The 16,669-nt window shown below is 66.1% G+C and carries 14 protein-coding genes; 5 read left to right on the top strand and 9 right to left on the bottom strand.

What is annotated here, in order from left to right; translation table 11 throughout:
• Positions 1–90: 90 nt before the first annotated feature.
• The 4 genes from xth to ACGLHR_RS10375 form a co-directional block, all read right to left on the bottom strand.
• Positions 91–888, bottom strand: coding sequence for an exodeoxyribonuclease III (gene xth / locus ACGLHR_RS10390; RefSeq protein ID WP_318233064.1), 798 nt, complete (start codon positions 886–888; stop codon positions 91–93).
• A 125-nt stretch (positions 889–1,013) separates the two neighbouring features.
• The gene (locus ACGLHR_RS10385) at positions 1,014–1,409 is read right to left on the bottom strand and encodes a hypothetical protein (protein ID WP_400093657.1); all 396 of its coding nucleotides are present in this window, start codon (positions 1,407–1,409) and stop codon (positions 1,014–1,016) included.
• 45 nt (positions 1,410–1,454) lie between these two features.
• Complete coding sequence (locus tag ACGLHR_RS10380) at positions 1,455–2,111, bottom strand: MFS transporter (RefSeq protein WP_400093656.1); 657 nt, start codon at positions 2,109–2,111, stop codon at positions 1,455–1,457.
• Positions 2,003–2,866, bottom strand: coding sequence for an MFS transporter (locus tag ACGLHR_RS10375; protein WP_400093654.1), 864 nt, complete (start codon positions 2,864–2,866; stop codon positions 2,003–2,005). Before ACGLHR_RS10375 ends, ACGLHR_RS10380 begins: the two co-directional genes overlap by 109 nt.
• Before the next feature lie 144 nt (positions 2,867–3,010).
• Here ACGLHR_RS10375 and ACGLHR_RS10370 point away from each other — a divergent pair, with 144 nt between their 5' ends.
• Entirely contained in the window at positions 3,011–3,901 is an 891-nt protein-coding gene (locus tag ACGLHR_RS10370; protein ID WP_400093653.1) for a LysR family transcriptional regulator, read from the top strand.
• On the opposite strand, the gene hutC is transcribed toward ACGLHR_RS10370, so the two are convergent.
• The gene (gene hutC / locus ACGLHR_RS10365) at positions 3,898–4,611 is read right to left on the bottom strand and encodes a histidine utilization repressor (protein WP_318232658.1); all 714 of its coding nucleotides are present in this window, start codon (positions 4,609–4,611) and stop codon (positions 3,898–3,900) included. The two genes, ACGLHR_RS10370 and hutC, sit on opposite strands and share 4 nt — an antisense overlap.
• Positions 4,612–4,853: 242 nt before the next feature.
• Between hutC and ACGLHR_RS10360 the strand changes: the two genes are divergently transcribed.
• Positions 4,854–6,095 (top strand): MFS transporter, encoded by a 1,242-nt coding sequence (locus ACGLHR_RS10360; protein ID WP_400093651.1) that lies wholly within the window; start codon positions 4,854–4,856, stop codon positions 6,093–6,095.
• A 34-nt stretch (positions 6,096–6,129) separates the two neighbouring features.
• Here the strand turns inward: ACGLHR_RS10360 and ACGLHR_RS10355 are convergent, their stop codons facing one another.
• Positions 6,130–8,244, bottom strand: coding sequence for a M3 family metallopeptidase (locus tag ACGLHR_RS10355; protein ID WP_400093649.1), 2,115 nt, complete (start codon positions 8,242–8,244; stop codon positions 6,130–6,132).
• 152 nt (positions 8,245–8,396) lie between these two features.
• The gene (gene folD, locus ACGLHR_RS10350) at positions 8,397–9,248 is read right to left on the bottom strand and encodes a bifunctional methylenetetrahydrofolate dehydrogenase/methenyltetrahydrofolate cyclohydrolase FolD (protein ID WP_267606241.1); all 852 of its coding nucleotides are present in this window, start codon (positions 9,246–9,248) and stop codon (positions 8,397–8,399) included.
• A gap of 98 nt (positions 9,249–9,346) precedes the next feature.
• On the opposite strand from folD, the gene ACGLHR_RS10345 reads away from it, so the two are divergent.
• Positions 9,347–9,685, top strand: a complete 339-nt coding sequence (locus tag ACGLHR_RS10345; protein WP_400093647.1) for a hypothetical protein — start codon at positions 9,347–9,349, stop codon at positions 9,683–9,685.
• A 57-nt stretch (positions 9,686–9,742) separates the two neighbouring features.
• Here ACGLHR_RS10345 and ACGLHR_RS10340 read toward each other — a convergent pair whose 3' ends face one another.
• Together ACGLHR_RS10340 and ACGLHR_RS10335 are read right to left on the bottom strand one after the other, a co-directional pair.
• Positions 9,743–10,375: a response regulator transcription factor gene (locus ACGLHR_RS10340; RefSeq protein WP_006155997.1), complete on the bottom strand. Its 633-nt coding sequence runs from the start codon at positions 10,373–10,375 to the stop codon at positions 9,743–9,745.
• A gap of 120 nt (positions 10,376–10,495) precedes the next feature.
• Complete coding sequence (locus tag ACGLHR_RS10335; RefSeq protein WP_400093646.1) at positions 10,496–13,084, bottom strand: PAS domain S-box protein; 2,589 nt, start codon at positions 13,082–13,084, stop codon at positions 10,496–10,498.
• Between the two features lie 430 nt (positions 13,085–13,514).
• On the opposite strand from ACGLHR_RS10335, the gene aceE reads away from it, so the two are divergent.
• Positions 13,515–16,202, top strand: a complete 2,688-nt coding sequence (gene aceE / locus ACGLHR_RS10330) for a pyruvate dehydrogenase (acetyl-transferring), homodimeric type (protein ID WP_267606243.1) — start codon at positions 13,515–13,517, stop codon at positions 16,200–16,202.
• A gap of 165 nt (positions 16,203–16,367) precedes the next feature.
• Positions 16,368–16,669 (top strand): biotin/lipoyl-containing protein (locus ACGLHR_RS10325; RefSeq protein WP_400093644.1); only part of this gene is annotated, 302 nt, incomplete at its 3' end.

The following is a 16,669-nucleotide window of genomic DNA, read 5'->3' as shown; positions in this document are numbered from 1 at the left end:
CAAGTGTAGCCGTGCAGCCGCCCGGACGCGAGCCGGTGGCTACCCGGATATGCTGAGCGCTGGCTGGGCGGCTGGCTCTGGCGCAACGCCTCAGCCCAGGTCGAGCGTGGCCACCACCGGCGTGTGGTCCGACGGCTGTTCCCAGGTGCGCGGCACGCGATCGATCACGCAGGCGCTGCACGCCTCGCGCAGGGCCTGCGACAACAGGACGTGGTCGATGCGCAGGCCGGCGTTGCGGCGGAACGCAAACATGCGGTAGTCCCACCAGGAAAAGCTCTTCTCCGGTTGCTCGAACATGCGGAACGCGTCGGTCAGCCCAAGCGCCTCCAGCGCCCGGAACGCGTCGCGCTCCGGCGGTGACACCAGGTTCTGCCCCTCCCACTTCTTGGGATCGTGCACATCCCGGTCTTCGGGCGCGATATTGAAGTCGCCCAGCAGCGCGAGCTTCGGGTACTTCACCATCTCCTCCTGCAGCCACGCGGTGATCGCCTTCAGCCAGCCCAGCTTGTAGGTGAACTTGTCGGAGTCCGGGGCCTGCCCGTTGGGGAAGTACGCGCACACCAGGCGCACGTCGCCATAGGTCGCCGCCACTACGCGCTGCTGGGCGTCGTCGAAGCCGGGGATATTGCGCACCACGTCGGTTGGCGTCGCCATGGTGGCATTGCGCGCCAGGATCGCCACGCCGTTGTACGTCTTCTGGCCGGTGAACACGCTGTGGAAGCCCGCGCTCTCCAGCTCGGCCAGCGGGTACTTGTCGTCCGGCATCTTCAGCTCCTGCAGGCACAGGGCATCGATCGGCGTGTCGGCCTTTTCCTGCTCGATCAGCCAGTCCAGCACCTGCGGTAGCCGGACCTTGAGCGAGTTGACGTTCCAGGTTGCGATTCTCATTTTCAAATAGCTTATTGATTGACGGTTGCCTGGACGACACTGGAATTCGTCCCGGTGTCACCATGGTTTGCCTGCACATTATGAACGACCGCCGCGGCCACAGGCACTTCCAGAGGCAGGTGCCCTCAGGCCCAGGTCTCATGCAGGTGTCGCCACGTGACGCGCGCATCGTCCCTAGCCACGAACAGCGCCGTGGCAAGCCGTTCGGACGTGCCCGTGTTCCAGGCCTGCGTCTCCCGGTAGCTGACCGTGGCCGAGCGCGCGTCCACCTGCACAAGCGTCAATTCATCGATCTTGATCTGCAGCCCGGGCCGGGCGCCGCGCAGCCGTGCGAACAGCGCGGGAAAGCCGCCTTGCTCCATGCGCGCACCGGTTGGCGAGATCATGCTGAAGCCCGGCCCAAACCGTTGCAGCAGTGTTTCTAATACGGCGTCGGGGCAATCGGCGCTCGACAGCCATTGTTCGATCAGCACATGGGTCTCAGCAACTTCAAGCAGGCAAAGCTTTGCGAGGTCAGGCATGGATGGGTGTTCCTTTGAGAGTAGGCGGGCGGGTTGCCCTGGAGGTTAGCGAGGCGTTGCTGATGCCGCTGGCTGGCGCTCATGTCCGTCGTCCAGGCGCCAGACGACAAGCAGCGGCACGAGGGTGCATAAGCTGGCGATGAGAAAACACCCATGGAATACCTGCGTCAGCACGAGGGCGCCGCGTGCCGGGGCGAGGTCGGCGATGCCTTGCCGGGCCAGCAGTTGCCCCAATAAAAGGCTGGCCAGGGCGACGCCGGCGCAAAACGACAATTGACGATTCAGGTTCCATATTGCGCTGGCACGGCCCATCCACGCCGGGGCCACATTCAGCAGCGCCAGGGTTTGCGCAACGCTTGAGCAGATGCCGCCGCCAGCCCCCATCAGCGCGAAGGCGGCCACCATGCGCAGCGTGTCGCCAGCTTCGCTCACGGTCGCCAGCATGGCGATGCCCGCCGCGTGCGCGCCGAGAGCCGGCAGCAGCAGGACGCGGGACCCCAGCCTGCTGAAGAGCCGCCCGGCCAGCGTCATCCCCGCTGCGGCCGCCAGGGCGTAGGGAATCATCCGGGCCCCTGCATCGACGGCCTTCAGGCCTAGCGCGCTTTGCATGAAGAACATATTGAGCAGGCTGACGCCGGTAAACACGCCGGGCACGAACAGGTAGACGACCATGGCTGCCCGTAGCAGCGGATCACGCAGCACGCGCAAATCCAGGACCGGGTGCTGCCGCCGGCGTACATGCCGCAAAAGCAGCAAGCCGGCGGCGACGCCGCCTGCGACGAGCACGGTGCCCACGCTGTGTCCCCGACATGCTCGAAACGCGACATGCCGATCAGCAGCAGCGCAAGCGACAGGCTGACCAGCCCCATGCCGGCAAGGTCTGGCTGGTGTCCTTGGATGTTCTCGCCTGGCCGCAGCCAGAGCACGGCAAGCACAAGCGCCACCAGGGCCAACGGGACGTTGAGCCAGAAGACCCAGTGCCATCCCAGGCTGTCCACGACGTAGCCGCCCACCAGGGGAGACAACGCTGGCGCGAGTAGTGCGCAGGCCATCACCATCACCGACAAACGCGCGCGCTCGGCCTGGGGGTAGAGCCGGTACGTCATGGCTTGCCCGACAGGAATCAGAAGCCCGCCCCCCAGGCCCTGCAGCAACCGCCACGCGATCAGCGCCTCGATGCTGCCGGCGAATCCGGCGCCGGCCGCGGCCAGCGAAAAAATCCCCAGCGATGCCACGAAGATCGCCTTGTCGCCGTAGCGGCCCGCCAACCACGTGCTTGCCGGGATGACCAGCGTCAGCCCCAGCGTGTAGGCATTGGCCACCCACGCGACGGCCCCAACGGACGTTTGCAGCGACTGGCCGATATCGGGAAACGCGACCGACGCCATGAACATGTTGACCAGGTCGATAAAGAAGCCAAGGAGGTAGACCAACGCAACGCGTGATTTGTAGGGCATGGGAAAGTCGTGCAATGGCGGCGCGCGCCATGCAGGTTCAGGCGGGAAGACGGCATTCTAGAAACCCTGGAGAGATAAAAAAACAACCTTGCGGCCGATATACTGTTCTCTGATTTTTGACAATAGGCCTGGGCCGCTGAGAACATGATCAACCTGAACCGTCTGGCGATGTTCGTGGCCGTGGTGGAATGTGGCTCGTTCACCGCGGCAGCCGACACGCTGGGCACCACCAAGGCCGTGGTCAGCTTCAACGTGAAGCAGCTGGAGCAAGAGCTGTCGGTGGCTTTGCTGACGCGCAGCACGCGGCGCCTGGCGCTGACGGAGGCGGGCGAGCGGTTCTTCCACGACTGCGCGGTCTTGTTGAGGCAGGCAGACGCGGCAGTGGAGCAGGTCCGGTCGGGACATTCGTCCTTCTCGGGCAGCTTGCGCGTGACGGCGTCAGTGGATTACGGCAATCTCGTCGTTGCCCCCGCGCTGGCCGGTTTTGCGCGCCTGCATCCCGATCTGCGGGTGAGCTACCAGGCCAGCTCGACCCACGCCGACCTGATCGCGGAGCGGCTGGACGTCGCCATCCGGGTGGGGCCGCTGGAAGACTCGGGGCACCGCGCTAACCCGATCGGGTATTTCAAGCTGGTGATCGTCGCCAGCCCGGCATTGCTGAGGACAAGCGGCACGCCCGATTCGCTGCAGGCGATGGCGGCGCTGCCGTGGCTCGCCAATCGCGCGGGGCAGAGCGGGCAATGGACCCTGTCCGACGCACAAGGCCAGTCGCACACGATCCGGGTCCGCAACGTGGCCCACGCGGATACGGCCTCGGCCTTGCTAGCGTTTGTGCTGGCCGGCTGCGGCGTCGCGGCGCTGCCCGAGTGGCTGCTTGGCGACCATCTCAAGAGCGGACGGCTCCAGATCCTGATGCCGGACCATGCCTTGCCAAGGACCGAGGTCTTCGCCGTCTATCCGGATACGCGGCACGTCAGCGCCAAGGTCCGCGGGTTTATCGACCATCTGCGCGCATCCGGGCCCGCAAAGGGCTAGGGCTTGAACGAGCCCTCGATGGTATAGCGCGACCCCGGATGCACCAGCCGCGCCAGCGTGATCGGCGAGCCCTGGCTTTCGGTGCGGCGGATCACGATCAGGCAGGGCTCGCTTGGCTTGACGCCCAGCAGCTCGGCCTCCTGCTCGGTGGGCAGTTGCGCCTCGATGGAGTATTGCGCCTCCCACAGCGGTGCCACGGTCAGCAGGTAATTGGTGGGTGTGGTCTTGGTGAAGTCCACGTCCAGGTAGTCAGGCGCGCGGGCGGGGTTGACGTAGCGATCCTCGCATAGCAGCGGTATGCCGTTCTCGCTATGCACGATCAAGGTGTGGAAGACCTTGCTGCCGACGGGCAATCCGATCCGCGCCGCCAATGCCTCGGTGACGACTTCGGCGCGCGCCATATGCACGTCCGAGCGGTGGCGGTGGCCCCGCTCCGTGATCTCGTCGTGCAGGTCGCGGATGGTCAGGGTGGACGACGCGCGATAGGGCTGGGTGGCGAACGTGCCCACGCCCTGCACGCGCTCGACCAGGCCTTCGGCCTGGAGCTCGCGCACCGCCCGGTTGGCGGTCATGCGGCTGACGCGGAACTGGGTGACCAGCTCGGATTCCGACGGCATCAGCGTGCCGGGCGGCCAGCGCCCGGCGCTGAGTCCGTCCTTCAGGTAGTTCTTGATGTGCGCGTAGGCGGCGGCGGGTGGCAGGTAGGTCATGGCACGCAGTTTACTTGACCACGCTTGTCTAGCCAATTTCCATTGGCGGGGATTTTCCGTTTTAACGTCGGCGTCCGCCAGGGAAAGGGCGGCGGCGGCCTTTGGTTTTGGCTTCGCTCAGGGTAATCCCGACTCGTTGATTTGTTGTCTTATCTTGTATATACAAGAATATGTGGCGCAATCGATGATTCGCGGTTGCGGGAAGCGCGGGAAGCGCGGGCGAAAGGGCTATCGGGGACGGCATGGCAACGGTGAGCACAAGGGTGAACGTATTTCCGGGTTGGTATGTGGTTGGCGCGACGCACGTGCTGCTGGCGCTCATATTTGGCGCCGCGTACTCGTTCGGCGCATTTTTCGCGAGCATCCAGGAGGGCTTCCGGGTGGGTAGTTCGTCGACGGCTTCGGTGTTTTCGTTCACCGCGCTTATTTACTACATGGTGGGCGTATTCTCGGGCTCCCTGGCCGACCGCATCTCCACCCGCCGGGTCATTGCGATGGGCATCGTCTTGCTGGCGCTGGGCTTTGCCATCGCCAGCGTCGTCACGGATTCGCTGGCGTGGTTCCTGGTTGCCTTCTGTTCGCTGGTGGGCCTGGGCGTCGGCCTGGTCTATGTGCCGGCGGTGACGGCGGTGCAGCGCTGGTTCGTCAGGCATCGCAGCAGGGCGTCGGGCCTTGCGCTGGCGGGCACCGGGCTTGGCACGTTTGTCGGGCCGGTGGTGGCGGGGCTGCTGATGGAGCAGATGAGCTGGCAGGCGACGATGCGTTGCTTCGCGCTGGCCATCGCCGTGGTCGGGCTGGCTATGGCGATGCTGCTAAAGGGGCGGCCGGAGGAGGCCGGTCTCCATCCCGATGGCGCGCCTGCGGCGCTTGGCACTGCCCATTCGCCCCTTCCATCCGGGCTCAGCCTGGCGCAGGCCGTGCGCGGCGGGCGATTCTGGTGGTACTTCGGCGCCATCCTGCTGGGCTCGGTCGGCCTGTTCGCCGCGCTGGTCCATATCCATCCGTACGCGCGGCAGCATGGCTTGTCTTCCACGGCGGGGAATCTGCTGATCGGGCTGGTGGGTGCCGGCAATATCCTGGGCCGCCTGTTGCTGGGCGGGCTGGGTGACAGGCTGGGTCCCGGGCGGCTGCTCTTGTGGCTGACGCTGATGCTCGCGCTGCTCAACGGCGTGTGGCTTGGGGCAACGAGCTTCCCGGCGCTGGCGCTGTTTGCCGTCCTGTTCGGCGCGGCCAACGGCGGCTGCATTTCCTTGTACCCGGCGCTGGCCGCGACATGGTTCGGCACGGCAAACCTTGGGGCGATCCTGGGGGCGTTGTATATCGCGGTGGGCATTGCCGCGATGGCGGGCGGCAGCCTGGCCGGCTGGCTTTTCGATGCCTACGGCAGCTACTCGGTGGCGATTGCGGCGAGCGGGTGCTGCGCATTGCTGTCGACCGCCTGCATTGCCCGTGCGAGCCACCATGAAAAAAGCGGCTCAGACTGAGCCGCTCAACGGGTTTTGCTGAAGGCGCTCTGCCTTACGCCACCGCCATGCCGCCGTGCCGCAGCAGTGCGTCGATCTGCGGCGCGCGGCCGCGGAACGCGGTGAACGATTCCATGGCCGGGCGGCTGCCGCCGACGGACAGGATCTCCCGGCGGTAGCGCGCGCCGGTCTCGGCGTCCAGCACCGTGCCGGAGAGCTTCGCGGCTTCCTCGAAGGCCGCGTAGACGTCGGCGGACAGCACTTCGGCCCACTTGTAGCTGTAGTATCCCGCCGCATACCCGCCGGCAAAGATATGGCTGAAGGTATTGGGCCAGCGCGAGAGCGGGTGCTGCGGCACCACGTGGGCGCGATCGTTGATCTCCCTCGACAGCGTCAGCACGGACTTCTCGCCCGCGGGGTCGAAGCTGGTGTGCAGGTGCATGTCGAACGACGAGAACACGATCTGGCGCAGCGTCATCATGCCGTTCTGGAAGTTCTTCGCAGCCAGCATGCGCTCGAACAGGTCACGCGGCAGCGGCTCGCCGGTGTCGACGTGCGCGGTCATGTCAGCCAGCACCTCGTACTCCCAGCAGAAGTTCTCCATGAACTGCGAGGGCAGCTCAACGGCATCCCATTCCACGCCATTGATGCCGGACACCCCCAGCTCGCCCACCTGGGTGAGCATGTGGTGCAGGCCGTGGCCGAACTCGTGGAACAGCGTGATCACTTCGTCGTGGGTGAAGACCGCGGGCTTGCCGCCCACCGGCGCCGTGAAGTTGCAGGTCAGGTAGGCCACCGGGGTCTGCACGCGGCCGCCGTCGAGCTGCTTGCGGCCGCGGGCATCGTCCATCCATGCGCCGCCGCGCTTGCCTTCGCGGGCGTACAGGTCGATGTAGAACTGCGCCAGCAGCTCGCCCTCGGGCGAAACCACGCGGAAGAAACGCGCGTCAGCGTGCCACGTCTGGGCCTGGTCGGCTTCGATGCGCACCGAGAACAGCTTCTCCACCACGCTGAACAGGCCCTTGAGCACCTGCGGCTCGGGGAAGTATTGCTTGACCTCTTGCTCGGAGAACGCGTAGCGCTGCTCGCGCAGCTTTTCCGAGGCGTAGGCCACGTCCCAGGGCGACAGGTCATCCAGGCCCAGCTCGCTCGCGGCGAAGGCCTTGAGCTCGGCCCAGTCCTTCTCGGCGTACGGGCGCGCCTTGGCGGCCAGCTCGTCCAGGAAGCGCAGCACTTCGGCCGGCGATTCCGCCATCTTGGGCACCAGCGAGACCTCGCCGAAGGACGCGTAGCCGAGCAACTGCGCTTCTTCGCGGCGCAGCGCGAGCTGCTCGCGCATATTGGCCGTGTTGTCCCATTCAGCCTTGCCCTGGCCGTACTGCTCGGCCAGTTCCGAGGCGCGGGTGACGCTGGCCTCGTACATGGTCTGGCGCAGCGCGCGGTCGTCCGCGTACTGCAGTACCGGGAAGTAGGAGGGAAAGTGCAGGGTGAATTTCCAGCCCGGCTTGCCGTCCTTCATGGCGGCATGGCGCGCCGCTTCCAGCGCGTCTTCCGGGATGCCGCTCAGGCGGCTCTCGTCCTCGATCACCAGCGCGTAGGCATTGGTGGCATCCAGCACGTGGTCGGAGAAGGCCTTCGACAACTGGGCCTGCTGCTCCTGGATCGCGGCGAAGCGGGGTTTCTTGTCTTCCGGCAGTTCGGCACCACCCAGGCGGAAGCCGCGCAACTCGTTTTCCATCAGCTGGCGGCGGGCCGCGCTCATGGTGGCGAATTCGGGGCTGGCGGCGATTGCCTTGTACTTGTCGTAGAGCGCCAGGCTCTGGCCCAGCGAGGACCAGAACTCGGTCATGCGCGGCAGGTTGTCGCTGTGCGCCTGGCGCAATGCCGGCGTATCCGCCACCGCGCTCAGGTGGCCCACCACGCCCCAGGCGCGTCCCAGCGGCTCGGTGGCGGCTTCCAGCGCTTCCACGGCGTTGGCCCAGGTGGCTTCGGTGGCGGGGTCCTCGGCACGGTCGACGGCGGCTTGGGCGGTGGCCAGCAGCACGTCCAGCGCCGGGGCGATGTGCTCGGGGCGGATCTCGGAGAAACGCGGCAGGTCGGTGAAATCCAGCAGCGGATTGGCGCCGTCCGCGGTGTTTTCGGCGTTGGCTTGATTGGCGGCTTGGTCCATGGCGTCTCTCTTGGCAGGGCCGGTAAAGGCAATACCCCGCACATTGGGGCGGGGCGGCAGGTTTTCCAGTGCCAGGCAGCGCCGGGCGCACAAAGGCGCCGGCGCCGTCCGCGGCAGGCCGCGGGCGGCGGCCTCTACAGCATGCGCGACGTTTAGCCGGCTGCGCGCTCGGCAGCTTCCAGCGTATTGATCAGCAGCATCGTGATGGTCATCGGGCCAACGCCGCCCGGCACCGGCGTGATGTAGCCGGCTACTTCCTTGACGCCGTTGAAGTCGACATCGCCGCACAGCTTGCCGTTGTCGTCGCGGTTCATGCCGACGTCGATCACGGCCGCGCCGGGCTTGACCATGTCGGCGGTGATGATGTTGCGCCGTCCCACCGCGGCCACGATCACGTCCGCGTCACGGGTATGGGCAGCCAGGTCGCGCGTCTTGCTGTTGCAGATGGTGACGGTGGCGCCGGCCTGCAGCAGCAGCATCGCCATCGGCTTGCCGACGATGTTGGAGGCGCCGACCACCACCGCGCGGGCGCCGCGCAGCGGGAAATCGACCGATTCCAGCATCTTCATGCAGCCATAAGGCGTGCACGGGCGGAACAGCGGGGCGCCGGTCATCAGCGCGCCGGCATTGGCCACGTGGAAGCCGTCCACGTCTTTTTCCGGGGCGATCGCTTCGAGCACTTTGTGGCTGTCGATATGCTTGGGCAGCGGCAGCTGCACCAGGATGCCGTGGATGTGCGGGTCGCGGTTCAGGGCATCGATGCGGGCCAGCAGGTCGGCCTCGGAAAGGTCGGCGGGGTAGCGGTCGAGCGAGGAATGGAAGCCATTGTCGTCGCAGGCCTTGACCTTGTTGCGCACATAAACCTGGCTAGCCTGGTCTTCTCCTACCAGGACCACGGCCAGGCCGGGCCGGTGGCCGCGTTCGGTCAGGCGGGCGGCACGCTGGGCGGCTTCAGTGCGGAGTTGCTTGGCAAGGGCGTTGCCGTCGATGAGTTGGGCTGGCATGGGGGTGGGCGCTGGAGGGCTGGAGGTGGTCAAAGCGGAATTATAAAGGTTGACGCAACCCGGGGCGCAGGAGAGTAGGGCGCTGGTAGCATGGCCGCATGGATGCCCAGATACCTTTCGCCGTGGCCGCCGCGCCGGCCGAACAAGCCTGTCTCATCGTGCTCAGCCTGGCGGCAATGGCCTGGGCGCTGAGCCGCCGGCCCTGGCAACTGCTGCGGCGCGACGATTTGCACAATGGCTGGCTGGGTGCGCTGGTGTTGCTGGCGCTGCTATGGACGGTCCGCGCCACACTGCCGGGCGGGCTGGCGATCCAGCTTTTCGGCGCCACCTTGATGGTGACCCTGTTCGGGCTGCCGCTGGCGTTGGTGGCGGTGTTCGTGGTCTGCAAGCCGCAATGGGTCGCGACCTTTCGCGACGAGGCGTATCTCAGTCGTTGAACTGGCAGCCCCCCGCAGGCTCGGGGGGGGCTGCCCTTGGGCGCTGGCTCAGCGATTTCAGCTGTTCTTGGACAGGGCCAGGCGCAGCAGGTCGGCCACGGTGTTGACGTTGAGCTTTTCCATGATGTTGGCGCGGTGCGCCTCCACGGTCTTGATGGAAATGCCCAGGTCGTCGGCGATCTGCTTGTTCAGCCGGCCTGCCACGATGCGCTCCAGCACCTGCTGCTCGCGCGTGGTGAGCTTGCCCAGCAGGTCCTTGGCGGCGCGCTGCTCACGGGCGGCGGAGTGGTCGGTGCGGGCCTTTTGCAGCATGCGTTCCACCAGCGAGCGCAGCTCGGACTCATCGAACGGCTTCTCGATAAAGTCGATCGCGCCCTTCTTCATGGTGGAGACCGCCATCGGCACGTCGCCGTGGCCGGTGATGAAGACGATCGGGATATTGATGTTTTCCGCGATCATGCGTTCCTGCAGCTCGGGCCCGCTCATGCCCGGCATCCGCACGTCCAGGATCAGGCAGGAGACCTGGCCCGAGTCATAGGCGGAGAGGAACTGTTCGGCGCTGGTAAAGCTGCGAACCTGGTAGCCATTGCCCTCCAGCAGCCAGGTCAGCGAGTCGCGCATGGCTTCATCGTCGTCGACGATGAAGACGGTCTCGCCGCGGTGGGAGGTGGGGTTTGGCGTTACGGTCATGAAGTCTCCTGGGACATCAAAGTCATTTGCCGCCAAGTGTAACCGGGCCGGGCGGCAAGCAACAGGGGCGGCCCGGGGCGCGCCTTGTCTTGTCGTTGCCGCGCGGCCCCGCCCGGCGCCTTATTGGTCGATCAGCGCCGGCTGCAGCGGCAGCATGATCTTGAACGTGCAGCCGATGCCGTCGGCATTGTTCTCCACCCACAGGCGCCCCTGGTGGGACTCGATGATGGAGCGGCAGATATTCAGGCCCATGCCCATGCCATCGGACTTGGTGCTGAAAAACGGCTCAAACAGGCGCTCCTTCGTGGCCTCGTCGACGCCGGGGCCCTGGTCGATCACGTCGATGCGCATGTTCGGCCCGATCTCGCCCGGCTCGATGCGCGCGTGCAGGCGCACCACGCCGGTGGCGCGCAGCGCCGGCAGCCCGGCCATGGCCTCGACGGCGTTCTTGAGCAGGTTGACCAGCACCTGCTCGATCAGCACCGGATCGACGAACAGCACCACCGGCGGCGCCGGCAGCCGGGTCAGGATGGTGACGCGCCGTCGGGTGGCCTCCAGGTCGGCCAGCCCGACGGCGTCGGCCACGATGTCGTGCAGGGCGGCTTCGCGGCGCTGGGGCTGGCTGCGCTTCACGAAGCCCCGGATGCGGCTGATGATGGTGCCGGCGCGCACGGCCTGCGCCGAGGTCTTCTCCAGGATCGGGATCAGGTCCTCGGCGGTGCTGCGCCCGGAGCGCAGCCGGGCCACCGCGCCCATGCAATAGTTGTTGATGGCCGCCAGCGGCTGGTTCAGCTCGTGCGCGAGCGACGACGCCATCTCGCCCATGGTGGTGAGGCGGCTGGTGAACTGCAGCCGTTCCTCATGCTGGCGCGCCATTTCCTCGGCGGCCTTGCGCACCGTGATGTCGGTGGCGATCTGCATCTGCGCCAGGTGGCCGTCCACCCACTGAATGTAGCGCCGGCGCACTTCGAACCATTTCTGCATGTCGGGCACGAAGACTTCCCGCGCGTCCGAGGAGTAGGGCATCAGCTCGGAGGCCGGCAGGCCGGCGTAGGCGTCGACGAAGTCGGTGGCGTCGCTGGAAACCTGCTCCTTGTCGACCTCGCCGCCGGCCAGCTTGAGGTGGCCCTCGGCTTCCCAGCCGAACAGCTGGCGGTAATAGCGGTTGGCGAACAGCAGTTCGGGCTTGTCGGTGGCCAGCACCGACACCGCGGCGTCCAGGCTCTCCAGGACCGTGGTGAAGCGGTCGTGCGCGGCGGCAAGCTCCTCGCGGGCGCGCTTGGGCTCGGTGATGTCCGTCATCGAGGCCATCCAGCCCGTGTGCCGGCCGCGGCTGTCCACCAGCGGCGAGACGTACATGCGGGCATAGAAGCTGCTGCCGTCGCGCCGCATGGCGCGCATCTCATAGCCGCTGGCCGGGGATTTGCCTTGCAGGGTCAGGTCGATCTGCTTTTGCATCTCCTGGTGGTCGTTGGGCGGCCAGTAGGGGAAGGGCGGCACGCGGCCGACCAGGTCGCTGTCCTGCCAGCCGGTCATGCGGCAGAAGGCGGGATTGACGTAGGTGATGCGGCCGTTCAGGTCCAGCGCGCGCAGCCCGATCAGCATCGAGTTTTCCATGGCTCGCCGGAACGAGGTCTCCGCCAGCAGGGCGCGCTGCGCCTCGGAGCGCCGGCTGGTGTGCCGCCACATGCTCCAAAGGCTCCACAGCAGGAAGCACGATAGCCCCACCACCAGCCACAGCAGCATGTTGTTGGGCAGGTTGGAGGCGGGCGGATAGGCGTCGGCGCGCAGCGACAGCGAGTGCCCAGGCGGGTCGAGCAGCACCTCGTAGGACAGCGCATTGCCCGGCACCGGCCGCAGCGAGGTACTGGCGCGGATCTGGTTGTTCTTGTCGATCAGCGAGAAGCGGTAGCGCTCGGTCAGCTCCGGCGGCAGCAGGTGGGTCAGGATGCCATTGATGGAGTAAAGCGCGCCGAGGGTGCCGAGGAACTCGTTGTCCCGCACGATCGGCACCTCCATCAGCATGAAGCTGTCGCCGCGGTCGTTGACCAGCGGGCGTGAGTACACCACGCGCTGGGTTTCGCGGGCGGCGTCGAAGGTATCGAGCACCTCGGGCTCCAGCGGCTGGTCCTGGGTTTCGCGCAGCCGGCTGGCAAATTCGGAGGTGGACGGCAGCGACCAGCGCCCGCGCCGGGTCGCATCCAGCCAGTTGACGAAGACGATTTCCGGGTTTTCGCGCAGGATTTCCTGCGCGGCGGTACGGTAGGCGCCCTGGTCGAGCTGGGCGGCGGCGATGTCGCGCGCCAGCGAGGCAAGCTGGTCCTGGTTGCTCAGGACGGACAGGCGCACGCGCTGCTGGGCCCAGGCCGCGTCGCGATAGAGCGCGTCGCGCTGCTGCTGGCGCTCGGTTTCATGGAGTGACCACAGGATCACACCCATCGCCGCCGTGAACAGCACGATCGCCACCAGCGGGATGAACATGAACCAGCTGGTCGCCACCAGGTTGCGCCAGCGCAGCCACCACAATCCGCGCGGCGGCCCATTGACGGCAGCGGGCTCGTCCACATGGCCAAGCGTATCGAGGTGCGTCAGCGGGTTGGGCGGGGCGACCAGCGTAGGGTCGCTGCCGCTCGCCTTGGCGGAGCCGGAAGCGGAGGGAGGGACGACTGCGGCGCGGAGGTGGGAAAAGAAATCTTTGAGGGACGGCATGGCGGGATTGACGACTGACCGACCAGTGTAGCGGGATTGCGGCGCCCCGTCGCTTGGGGTAAGCGCCAATGCGGCACTGCGGCATTCCTGCCGAAGGCGCGGCGGGTGCACGGCGTTTGGTGGCAAGGGCTGGCGCAGTTTTGTGGTGCGCTGCGGCAATATTTCACATTATAAGAAACCATATCGCAATTTGAAAATTAGGCTTGTCTTGCCCAATCTGCTTCCATAGAATCGGTCCGACCGAAAAGTGCGGACGGCAGTGCTGCGTCAGGTCCTGCCAGCCTCGCTGGCAAGCTCGGGCGGAGCACTAGCGAAGGACCGTGCGAAGACACTCGCGGCCCGCGCGCCGTACCGTAGTCACACCGTCAGGCCGGGGCTCCCACCACAAGAATCAGGGGGCGCCGAGGCAGGAATTCACCAGGAGACAGTCATGTCAGCTGTACCAGAGCAGATCCTCGGCGCAAGCAGCGCCAACGATGCCGATCCCCAGGAAACCCACGAGTGGCTTGACGCCCTGCAGGGCGTGATCGCCGCCGAAGGCACCGATCGGGCCGCCTTCCTGATCGAGAAGCAGATCGAATACGCACGCGTGAACGGCGTCAACCAGCCGTTCCACGCTGAAACGCAGTACATCAACACCATCCCGGTGGAGCAGCAGGCCCGCATTCCCGGCGACCAGGACATCGAGCACCGCATCCGCTCGTACACCCGCTGGAACGCCATGGCGATGGTGCTGCGCGCCAACAAGCACACCAACGTTGGCGGCCACATCTCCTCGTTTGCCTCGGCGGCCACGCTGTATGACGTCGGCTACAACCACTTCTGGCACGCCCCGTCCGACAAGCATGGCGGCGACCTGGTGTTCGTGCAGGGCCACTCGGCTCCGGGCGTGTATTCGCGCGCCTTCCTGCTCGGCCGCCTGAGCACCGATCAACTCGACAGCTTCCGCCAGGAAGTCGACGGCAAGGGCATCTCGTCCTACCCGCACCCGTGGCTGATGCCGGACTTCTGGCAATTCCCGACGGTGTCGATGGGCCTGGGCCCGATCATGGCCATCTACCAGGCCCGTTTCATGAAGTACCTGCACAGCCGCGGCCTGGTGCAGACCGAAGGCCGCAAGGTCTGGGCATTCCTGGGCGATGGCGAGACCGACGAGCCGGAATCGCTCGGCGCCATCGGCATGGCCGGGCGCGAGAAGCTCGACAACCTGGTGTTCGTGATCAACTGCAACCTGCAGCGCCTGGACGGTCCGGTGCGCGGCAACGGCAAGATCATCCAGGAGCTCGAATCCGAGTTCCGCGGCGCCGGCTGGAACGTGATCAAGGTGGTGTGGGGCAGCCGCTGGGATCAGCTGCTGGCACGCGACAAGAAGGGCCTGCTGATGAAGCGCATGATGGATTGCGTGGACGGCGAGTACCAGACCTTCAAGGCCAAGGACGGCGCCTATGTGCGCGAGTATTTCTTCAACACGCCCGAACTCAAGGCGATGGTGGCCGACTGGTCCGACGAGGACATCTGGCGCCTGAACCGCGGTGGCCACGATCCGCACAAGATCTTCGCCGCCTATAGTGCCGCCAACGAGCACAAGGGCCAGCCCACGCTGATCCTGGCCAAGACCATCAAGGGCTACGGCATGGGCGACGCCGGCCAGGCCATGAACATCAGCCACCAGCAGAAGAAGATGCCGGTGGACGCGATCCGCCGTTTCCGCGACCAGTTTAATATTCCGGTCGCCGACGACAAGATCGAGGAAGTGCCGTACGTCACCTTCGAAGAAGGCTCGAAGGAACTGGAATACATGCGCGCCCGCCGCATGGACCTGGGTGGCTACCTGCCGGCCCGCCGCCAGAAGGCCGAAGCGCTGAAAGTGCCCGAGCTGTCCGCCTTCGACGCGCTGCTCAAGGCCACCAGCGAAGGCCGCGAAGTCTCCACCACCATGGCCTTCGTACGGATCCTGAACACGCTGCTCAAGGACAAGCAGATCGGCAAGCACGTGGTGCCCATCGTGCCCGACGAGTCGCGCACCTTCGGCATGGAAGGCCTGTTCCGCCAGATCGGCATCTGGAACCAGCAAGGCCAGAAGTACGTGCCCGAAGACCATGACCAGCTGATGTTCTACAAGGAATCGCAGACTGGCCAGGTGCTGCAGGAGGGCATCAACGAAGCCGGCGCCATGTGCGACTGGATCGCGGCAGCCACGTCGTACTCGACGCACGGCGTGCAGATGATCCCGTTCTACATCTACTACTCGATGTTCGGCATCCAGCGTATCGGTGACCTGTGCTGGGCGGCTGCCGACATGCGCTCGCGCGGCTTCCTGCTGGGCGGCACCTCGGGCCGCACCACGCTCAACGGCGAAGGCCTGCAGCACGAGGATGGCCATTCGCATGTGTTCCATGCCGCGATCCCGAACTGCATCTCGTATGACCCGACCTTCCAGTACGAACTGGCGGTGGTCATGCAGGATGGCCTGCGCCGCATGTATGCCGAACAGGAAGACGTCTACTACTACCTGACGGTGATGAACGAGAACTACGAACATCCGGAAATGCCGGCTGGCGTGGAAGCCGACATCGTCAAGGGCATGTACCAGTTCCGTAAGGGCGTCGAGAACAGCAACGCGCCGCGCGTGCAGCTGCTGGGCTCCGGCACGATCTTCCGCGAGGTGATCGCCGCCGCCGAACTGCTCAAGAAGGACTGGGGCGTCGAATCCGACCTGTGGGGCTGCCCGAGCTTTACCGAGCTGGCCCGCGAAGGCCACGACATCGAGCGCTGGAACCTGCTGCACCCGACCGAGACGCAGCGCGAATCGCATGTGACCAAGAGCCTCAAGTCGGTGCGCGGCCCGGTGATCGCCTCGACCGACTACGTGCGCGCCTTTGCCGACCAGATCCGTCCCTTCGTGCCGCGCCGCTTCGTGGTGCTGGGCACCGACGGTTTCGGCCGCTCGGACACCCGCGAGAAGCTGCGTCATTTCTTCGAGGTGGACCGTCACTGGGTGACGCTGGCCGCACTGAAGGCGCTGGCCGACGAAGGTGCCATCGGTCGCGACAAGGTGGCCGAAGCCATCAAGAAATACAACCTCGACCCCAACAAGCCGAACCCGATGTCGGTCTAAGCAGACCGGCTGCACGAACCCCCCGCAGGAACGGTAACGCCGCGCCGCGGGTGCCGGGCTCACGCCCGGCGCCTTGCGGCGCGGCGACGTGACAGATGCAGGCAGTGAGGGTAACCTCACACGCTCGTATTTGTCGCGTGCGCTGTCCTGCCCTGGAGACACTGAATGAGTCAAGCGATTGAAATCAAGGTGCCGGATATCGGCGATTACGACGCCGTTCCCGTCATCGAAGTGCACGTGAAACCGGGCGATACCATCAATGCGGAAGACGCGCTGGTGACGCTGGAATCGGACAAGGCCACGATGGACGTGCCCTCGCCCCAGGGCGGCACCGTCAAGGAAGTCAGGATCAAGATTGGCGACAACGTCGCCGAAGGCACCGTACTGGTGATGCTGGAGCCTGCTGGCCAGGCTGCCGCCGCGCCCGCCCCGGCAGCCGCCGCACCGGCTCCCGCCGCCGCCGCGCC

This window comes from Cupriavidus sp. CuC1 (genome assembly GCF_044627735.1).
GTDB classification, from domain to species: domain Bacteria; phylum Pseudomonadota; class Gammaproteobacteria; order Burkholderiales; family Burkholderiaceae; genus Cupriavidus; species Cupriavidus ulmosensis.
The sequence above is the reverse complement of the archived record's forward strand: the minus strand, read 5'-3'. Positions and strand labels throughout refer to the sequence as shown.

Coding starts and splice junctions, on each gene's coding strand:
- xth (WP_318233064.1), bottom strand. CDS start 888: ATGAGAATCGCAACCTGGAACGTCAACTCGCTCAAGGTCCGGCTACCG.
- ACGLHR_RS10385 (WP_400093657.1), bottom strand. CDS start 1,409: ATGCCTGACCTCGCAAAGCTTTGCCTGCTTGAAGTTGCTGAGACCCAT.
- ACGLHR_RS10375 (WP_400093654.1), bottom strand. CDS start 2,866: ATGCCCTACAAATCACGCGTTGCGTTGGTCTACCTCCTTGGCTTCTTT.
- ACGLHR_RS10370 (WP_400093653.1), top strand. CDS start 3,011: ATGATCAACCTGAACCGTCTGGCGATGTTCGTGGCCGTGGTGGAATGT.
- hutC (WP_318232658.1), bottom strand. CDS start 4,611: ATGACCTACCTGCCACCCGCCGCCGCCTACGCGCACATCAAGAACTAC.
- ACGLHR_RS10360 (WP_400093651.1), top strand. CDS start 4,854: ATGGCAACGGTGAGCACAAGGGTGAACGTATTTCCGGGTTGGTATGTG.
- ACGLHR_RS10355 (WP_400093649.1), bottom strand. CDS start 8,244: ATGGACCAAGCCGCCAATCAAGCCAACGCCGAAAACACCGCGGACGGC.
- folD (WP_267606241.1), bottom strand. CDS start 9,248: ATGCCAGCCCAACTCATCGACGGCAACGCCCTTGCCAAGCAACTCCGC.
- ACGLHR_RS10345 (WP_400093647.1), top strand. CDS start 9,347: ATGGATGCCCAGATACCTTTCGCCGTGGCCGCCGCGCCGGCCGAACAA.
- ACGLHR_RS10340 (WP_006155997.1), bottom strand. CDS start 10,375: ATGACCGTAACGCCAAACCCCACCTCCCACCGCGGCGAGACCGTCTTC.
- ACGLHR_RS10335 (WP_400093646.1), bottom strand. CDS start 13,084: ATGCCGTCCCTCAAAGATTTCTTTTCCCACCTCCGCGCCGCAGTCGTC.
- aceE (WP_267606243.1), top strand. CDS start 13,515: ATGTCAGCTGTACCAGAGCAGATCCTCGGCGCAAGCAGCGCCAACGAT.